We start from the raw sequence: 6,870 nt of genomic DNA on the forward strand, positions 1-6,870 counted from the left end.
ACTTCGGGCTCTGGAACATGCAAGCCACCGGATCCCAGCCTATGCCGGATTGGCGGGTGGCGAGCGACGCGGCGCGGCCAGATCGCAACAGCCGGCGCGCTGTGCCCGGAGGGAATGCGGTTACGCGCTCCGCCATGCAGGCGGAGCGCGCCGCATGAACCGCTTCCACGGGCAGTTCGTCGCGGGCCATCGGTGCCATCCGTCAGAACCAGCGCCGCGTCTCGCCGGGACCTTCCACATTGCTCACGCAGCGCCCGCACAGTTCCGGGTGCGCGGCATGGCTGCCGACGTCCTCGCGGCGGTGCCAGCAGCGCACGCACTTGGCGGCCTCGCTGACCGTGGCCGAGGTCCACACATCGGCGCCTTCCAGCTCGGTCAGCACGGCGTCCTCCGGCTGGCCGCCGGCCTTGTCCAGGCGCACGTCGGAGGTGATGAAGAAAAAGCGCAGTTCGTCGATCGCCGGCGCGTAGCGCGCCACCGTGGCCTCGTCGGCGTGGATCGCCAGCTTCGCCTCCAGCGCCGCGCCGATCCTTTCGGCCTTGCGCATGCCTTCCAGCACGCGCGCGGCGCTGTCGCGGATCGCCAGCAGGTCGGCCCACCAGCGCCGCTGTTCGGGCGAGCCCTGGGTGGCGGCCAGTCCTTCGTACCAGGTCTCGAACAGCACGCTCTCGCCGCGCTCGCCCGGCAGCGCCTGCCACACCTCCTCGGCGGTGAAGCTGAGGATCGGCGCCAGCCAGCGCACCAGCGCCTCGGCGATGCGGTACATCGCGCTCTGCGCGCTGCGCCGGCCGTGGCTGTCGGTCGGCATCGTGTACAGCCGGTCCTTGGTGATGTCGAGGTACAGCGCGCCCAGTTCGTTGGTGCAGAAGTTCTGCACGCGCGCGACGATCTCGGGGAAGTCGTAGCGCTCGTAGGCGGCCACCACCGCCTGCTGCACGTCGTAGGCCTGCTGCACCGCCCACTGGTCGAGCAGCAGGCTGTCTTCCACCTCGACCAGATGCTTGGCCGGATCGAAGCCGTCGAGGTTGCCGAGCAGGAAGCGCGCGGTGTTGCGGATGCGCCGGTAGCTGTCGGAGACGCGCTTGAGGATCTCGTCGGAGACGGTCATCTCGTTGCGGTAGTCGGCCGAGGCCACCCACAGCCGCAGCACGTCGGCGCCGAGCGTGTCCATCACCTTTTGCGGCGCCACCACGTTGCCCAGCGACTTGGACATCTTGCGGCCCGAGGCATCCACGGTGAAGCCGTGGGTGAGCACGTCGTCGTACGGCGCGCGCCCGTGGATCGCCGCCGAGGTGAGCAACGAGGACTGGAACCAGCCGCGGTGCTGGTCGGAGCCTTCCAGGTACATCACCTTGTAGTGGCTGGCCGTGCCCTGCTGCAGCTCCGGCCGCTGGCCGATCACGCCGTAGTGGGTGACGCCCGAATCGAACCAGACATCGAGCACGTCGGTGACTTTCTCGTAGTCCTGCGCCTGGTCGCCGAGCAGTTCGGCCGCGTCGAGCTCGTACCACGCGTCGATACCGCCCTGCTCCACCTTCTTCGCCACCTGCTCCATCAGCGCGACCGAGTCCGGATGCGGCTCCTGCGTGGCCTTGTGCACGAACAGCGCGATCGGCACGCCCCAGGTGCGCTGGCGGCTGATGCACCAGTCCGGGCGTCCGGCCACCATGCCGGCGATGCGCTCCTCGCCCCAGCCCGGCACCCAGCGCACCGACTTGATCGAGGTCAGCGCGGTGTCGCGCAACTGCGCCTGCTCCATGCCGATGAACCACTGCGGCGTGGCACGGAAGATCACCGGCGTCTTGTGCCGCCAGCAGTTCGGGTAGCTGTGCTCGATCCTCGCGTGCGCCAGCAGCGAGCCGCTCGCGCGCAGCAGCTCGACGATGGCGTCGTTGGCCTTCCAGATGTGCATGCCGGCCAGGTCGAGGTCGCCGGCCTTCGGCGTGTCCTCGCGGTAGGCGCCGCGCGCGCCGATGTAGTTGAGCAGGCCGATGCCGTGCTCGCGGGCCGCCACGAAGTCTTCCACGCCGTGGTCGGGCGAGGTATGCACCGCGCCGGTGCCGTCCTCGGCGCTGACGTGCTCGCCGAGGATGACCGGCAGCTCGCGGTCGTAGAACGGGTGGCGCAGCATCGTGTCGTCCAGCGCGGCGCCGACGGCATGGCCGAGCATCTCGGGCGACTCGATGCCGTAACGCGCCAGCGCCTTCCCCGCCAGTGCGGCGGCAACCACCAGCAGAACGCGCCTGCCATCGCGCGAGGGGCCTTCGACCAGCGCGTACTCCAGCTCCGCGCCCAGCGCCACCGCCTGGCTTTCCGGCAGCGTCCACGGCGTGGTGGTCCAGATCGGCACGGCCACGATGGCGTCGCCCGCGTCCACGCCGAAGATCGCGGCCAGCGCCTTGGCGTCCACCGCGTCGTAGGCCACGTCGACCGCCGGCGACTGCTTATCGCCGTATTCGATCTCCGCCTCGGCCAGCGCCGAGCCGCAGTCGAAGCACCAGTACACCGGCTTGGCGCCGCGTACCACGTGGCCATTGGCGACGATGCGCGCCAGCGCGCGGACCATGTCGGCCTCGTAGCGGAAATCCATGGTGCGGTACGGTTGCTGCCAGTCGCCCAGCACGCCGAGCCGGCGGAAGCCGCCGCGCTGCTCGTCGATCTGCTCGGCCGCGTACTCACGGCACTTCTGGCGGAAGGCGCGCGCATCGAGCTTGTCGCCCGGCTTGCCGAACTTCTTTTCCACCGCGATCTCGATCGGCAGGCCATGGCAGTCCCAGCCCGGCACGTACGGCGCGCGATGGCCGGCCAGCAGCTTGGACTTGACCGTCATGTCCTTGAGGATCTTGTTGACCGCGTGGCCGATGTGGATCGCGCCGTTCGCGTACGGCGGGCCGTCGTGCAGCACGAACACCTTGTCGCGGCCGGCGGTCTCGCGCTGGATCTGCGCATAGCGGTCGACCCGCTCCCACTCGGCCAGCCAGCCCGGCTCGCGCCTGGGCAGGTCGCCGCGCATCGGGAAATCCGTCTGCGGCAGGTTGATCGTGCTCTTGTAGTCCTGGGTCATCGCTCGGGCGCCGTCTGTGGGAGCCGTCACCGCGACGGCATCACCGGTTCGTTCCCGCCTCGATGCCCGACCGGGCAACCGAGGCGCCGTGCCAACTGCCTGCCGCGCGCGGCGGCAAGCGCACGCGCCTCGGCGGTGGCTTCAAATAATAATGATCGCCGCGGCCGCGTTCGCGCCGTGGACTGGATGACGTCGTGCTGCACTCATGTCGTTCGCCTTCATGTGCGGACCGGTCATGCCCGGATCAATACGGGGTTCATGCCCAGGATCTCGCGGGCCGAACGCGCATCATCATCCATCTGCGCCTTCAATGCGTCCAGTCCGTCGAATTTCTGCTCGTCGCGCAGCTTGCCGACGAACTCCACCGCCATGCGCTGGCCATACAGGTCGCCGTCGAAGTCGAACAGGTGCACTTCCAGCAGCGGCTCGGCCACCTGGTTCACGGTCGGGCGCACGCCCAGGCTGGCCACGCCGGGCCAACTGCACTCGCCCTCGCCCAGGCCCACGCGCACCGCGAAGATGCCGTGCACCGGGCTGGTCCGCTCGCGCAGGTGGATGTTGGCCGTGGGAAAACCGAGCGTGCGGCCAAGCTGGTTGCCGTACTCCACCTTGCCCTCGATCACGAACGGGCGGCCCAGCAGGACGGCGGCGCCGGCGAACTCGCCGGCGGCCAGCAGCGTGCGCACGCGGCTGGCCGAGACGCGGCTGCCGTCGAGCAGGACCGGGGGCATCGTGCATGCCGCGAAACCGCATTGCTCGCCCATCCGTTCGAGCAGGGCGACGTCGCCGGCCCGCTTGTGGCCGAAACGGAAGTCGCCGCCCACCCAGACCTCGCGCACCGCCAGCCGCTCGACCAGCACGCGCCGCACGAAATCCTCGGCCGACATCGCGGTCAGCGCGGCGTTGAAGCGCAGCAGCAGCGCGTGGGCCATGCCGGCCGCCTCGAAACCGCGCAGCTTCTCGCGCACGCCGGACAGCCGTGGCACCGGCTCCTTCGAGAAATACGCCCGCGGCAGCGGCTCGAAACTCACCACCATCGGCGCATGGCCGAGCGCCGCCGCGCGCTCGCGCACCTCGGCCAGCAATGCCTGGTGGCCGAGGTGCAGGCCGTCGAAGGCGCCGACCGCGATCACGCTGCCGCCGGGAGCCAGGCACGGCCCCGCGACGTCCCGGGAAAGTCTCATCATCCGCCGAGTATAGCGGCTGGAAAGGCCGCCCTGCCCCCTGCGCGGCGAAGCGGCCTCACGCCCCCTTCAACTCGCCCAGCCGGAAGCCGGCGGCGAACAGCACCGCCAGGTAGCTCGCGCCGCCGGCCGCCACCAGCACGGCCAGGCGCCACACCCGGGTCGGCACCGCGACCGCGGTCCAGTCCGTCCACAGCCAGCGCCCCAGCAGCAGCACCGCGACCATCGCCGCGCATGCCAGCGCCAGCCGCAGCAGGTGGCGCCCCCAGCCCGGCTGGCGCTCGTAGACGCCGGCGCGCTTCAGCCAGCGCCAGAGCAGGCCGAGGTTGACGTAGCTGGCCACCGCGCTGGCCAGGCCCAGCGCCATGTGCAGGCCCGGGATCGCCGCCAGCCCCGCCAGCCAGGAGCCCTGCCTCTGCGCGGGCGATGCCCACAGCAGGAACAGCAGCGCCAGGAACAGCGCGTTCAACGCCATGTTGGACACCAGCGCGGCCACGCCCGCGCGTACCGGCGTGCGCGTGTCCTGCCGCGCGTAGAAGGCCGGCAGCAGCACCTTGACCAGGGCGAACGCCGGCAGGCCGAAGCTCAGCGCGGAAACCGACAACGTCGCCATCCGCGTGTCGAACGGGCGGAAGTGCCCGTGCTGGAACAGCGTCGCCACCAGCGGCTCGGCCAGCAGCAGCAGGCCGAGCATCGCCGGCACCGCGATCAGCAAGGTGGTGCGCAGCCCCCAGTCCAGCGCCCGCGAGAAGCCGATGCGGTCGGTCGCCACGTGGTGGCGCGACAGCGCCGGCAGGATCACCGTTCCCAGCGCCACGCCGAACACGCCCAGCGGCAGCTCCAGGAAGCGGTCCGCCTGCGACAGCCAGCTCTGCGAGCCGGCGACCAGCAGCGAGGCGACCACCGTGTCCAGCAGCAGGTTGATCTGCGCCACCGACGAGCCGAACAGGGTGGGCACCATCAGCCGCATGATCCGGCGCACCTGCGGATGGCCCCAGCCCCAGCGCGGCAGCGCCAGCAGGTCCAGCCCGCGCAGCGCCGGCAGTTGGAACAGCAGTTGCAGGATGCCGGCGGCGAGGATCGCCCAGCCCATCGCCAGGATCGGCGTGTGCAGCCGGGGCGCCAGCCACAGCGCGCCGGCGATCATGCACAGGTTGAGGATCACCGGCGTCAGCGCCGGCAGGGCGAAGCGGTGGAAGCTGTTCAACGCGCCGCCGGCCAGCGCGGTCAGCGACACGAACAGCAGGAACGGGAAGGTCAGCCGCAGCAACTGCACGGTCAGCCCGAACTTGCCCGGCTCGCCGATCGCCCCGGGCGAGAACAGGGCGGTGACCTCGGGCGCGAACACGATGCCCAGCGCGCTGACCACCAGCAGCACGCCGCCGAGCGTGCCCGACACCCGCGCCATCAGGTCCTTCAGGTCGGCATGGCTGCTCTTCTCCTTCACCTCGGTGAACACCGGCACGAAGGCGGTGGAGAACGAGCCCTCGGCGAACAGCCGGCGCATGAAGTTGGGGATGCGGAACGCCACCCAGAATGCGTCGGTGGCCGCGTTGGCGCCGAACGCCGCATTGATCGACATGTCCCGGACCAGGCCGAGCACGCGCGATACCATCGTCATGCTGCTGAACGAGAGCAGCCCGCGGAACATGCTGGGTGGCTTCATGCGCCTGGCGACGACCTTCTGGCAATGGACCGCGCCGGCCTCGACGGCGGCGCGCGGACGGCTAGTTTGGCAGCCGGCAAGGGCAAGTTGACAGCCGTGCTGTGGCACAATGGCGATCCCGTTTCCGCCCGTGCGCGGCGGGCACCCGTCCGACACGCCCGGCCGCCCCTGCACGGAGCGGCCAAGCGGTTGACGCAACAGGGCATTGCCCGCATAATTGCACGTCTTTTTTCCAACCCAAGCTATTCCGGAGTTCTACCTTGGCCAACATCAAGTCCGCGAAGAAGCGCGCGCGCCAGTCCGAGCAGCGCCGCCTGCGCAACGTCAGCGCCCGCTCCATGGTGCGCACCGCCCTCAAGAAGGTCGTCAAGGCCATCGAGGCCAAGGACAAGGCTGGCGCCGTCGCCGCGTTCGCCGCCGCGCAGCCGGTCATGGACCGCTACGCCGCCCGCGGCCTGATCCACAAGAACAAGGCTGCCCGCCACAAGAGCCGCCTGAACGCCAAGATCCGCGAACTGGCATAAGCCGGCGACGCGATTTGGGTTGTATGAAAAAGCCGGCGCAAGCCGGCTTTTTCGTGTCCGGCCCGCGCACAGAATGCGAGGCCGAGGCATGGTGGCGGCGGGAATGCCGATGGATGGTATTCGCCCTGCCCGCGCTTTCGGCCGGCCGCGCCGGCGGCTCCATGAGCGGTCGCCGGACGCGCCTCACAGCCCCGATCACCAGGCCCGTCCTGGGCACCAACGGAGCTGCCCTGCGCATACCCGCCCGCAGGGCCGCAGACGCCTTAGAACTTGTTCAAAATCTCCCAGGGCGTCCCCCAAAAACGTCATCCCGGCGGCTCTCAACGGCCGCGGGGTGGTCAGGCTAGGATCCCGTGCCGCCAGGTTCTAGGGGAAGGGAAAGTCGCTGGATGACCAGCCCTTCGGCTGTTGAAAAGCGCCTCCTGCTTGACC

The 6,870-nt window shown here is 70.0% G+C and carries 5 protein-coding genes; 1 reads left to right on the forward strand and 4 read right to left on the reverse strand.

What is annotated here, in order from left to right; all coding sequences use genetic code 11:
• From ASG87_RS21005 to murJ, 4 genes are all read right to left on the reverse strand, one after another.
• On the reverse strand, positions 1-190 hold a 190-nt coding region (locus ASG87_RS21005), incomplete at its 3' end, for a hypothetical protein (protein ID WP_235499650.1).
• A 12-nt stretch (positions 191-202) separates the two neighbouring features.
• Complete coding sequence (ileS, locus tag ASG87_RS13850; protein ID WP_056006192.1) at positions 203-3,064, reverse strand: isoleucine--tRNA ligase; 2,862 nt, start codon at positions 3,062-3,064, stop codon at positions 203-205.
• 233 nt (positions 3,065-3,297) lie between these two features.
• Complete coding sequence (locus ASG87_RS13855; RefSeq protein ID WP_056006195.1) at positions 3,298-4,251, reverse strand: bifunctional riboflavin kinase/FAD synthetase; 954 nt, start codon at positions 4,249-4,251, stop codon at positions 3,298-3,300.
• A 55-nt stretch (positions 4,252-4,306) separates the two neighbouring features.
• Entirely contained in the window at positions 4,307-5,899 is a 1,593-nt protein-coding gene (murJ, locus tag ASG87_RS13860) for a murein biosynthesis integral membrane protein MurJ (RefSeq protein WP_200949120.1), read from the reverse strand.
• Between the two features lie 275 nt (positions 5,900-6,174).
• Between murJ and rpsT the strand changes: the two genes are divergently transcribed.
• On the forward strand, positions 6,175-6,438 hold the full coding sequence (gene rpsT / locus ASG87_RS13865; RefSeq protein ID WP_056006201.1) for a 30S ribosomal protein S20: 264 nt from the start codon (positions 6,175-6,177) through the stop codon (positions 6,436-6,438).
• Positions 6,439-6,870: the final 432 nt, after the last annotated feature.

It is taken from the genome of Frateuria sp. Soil773 (assembly GCF_001428405.1).
Classification (GTDB): domain Bacteria; phylum Pseudomonadota; class Gammaproteobacteria; order Xanthomonadales; family Rhodanobacteraceae; genus LMSL01.

Bases quoted from the DNA above. Each gene is read 5' to 3' on its own strand.
- ileS (WP_056006192.1), bottom strand. From the start codon at position 3,064: ATGACCCAGGACTACAAGAGCACGATCAACCTGCCGCAGACGGATTTC.
- ASG87_RS13855 (WP_056006195.1), bottom strand. From the start codon at position 4,251: ATGATGAGACTTTCCCGGGACGTCGCGGGGCCGTGCCTGGCTCCCGGC.
- murJ (WP_200949120.1), bottom strand. From the start codon at position 5,899: ATGTTCCGCGGGCTGCTCTCGTTCAGCAGCATGACGATGGTATCGCGC.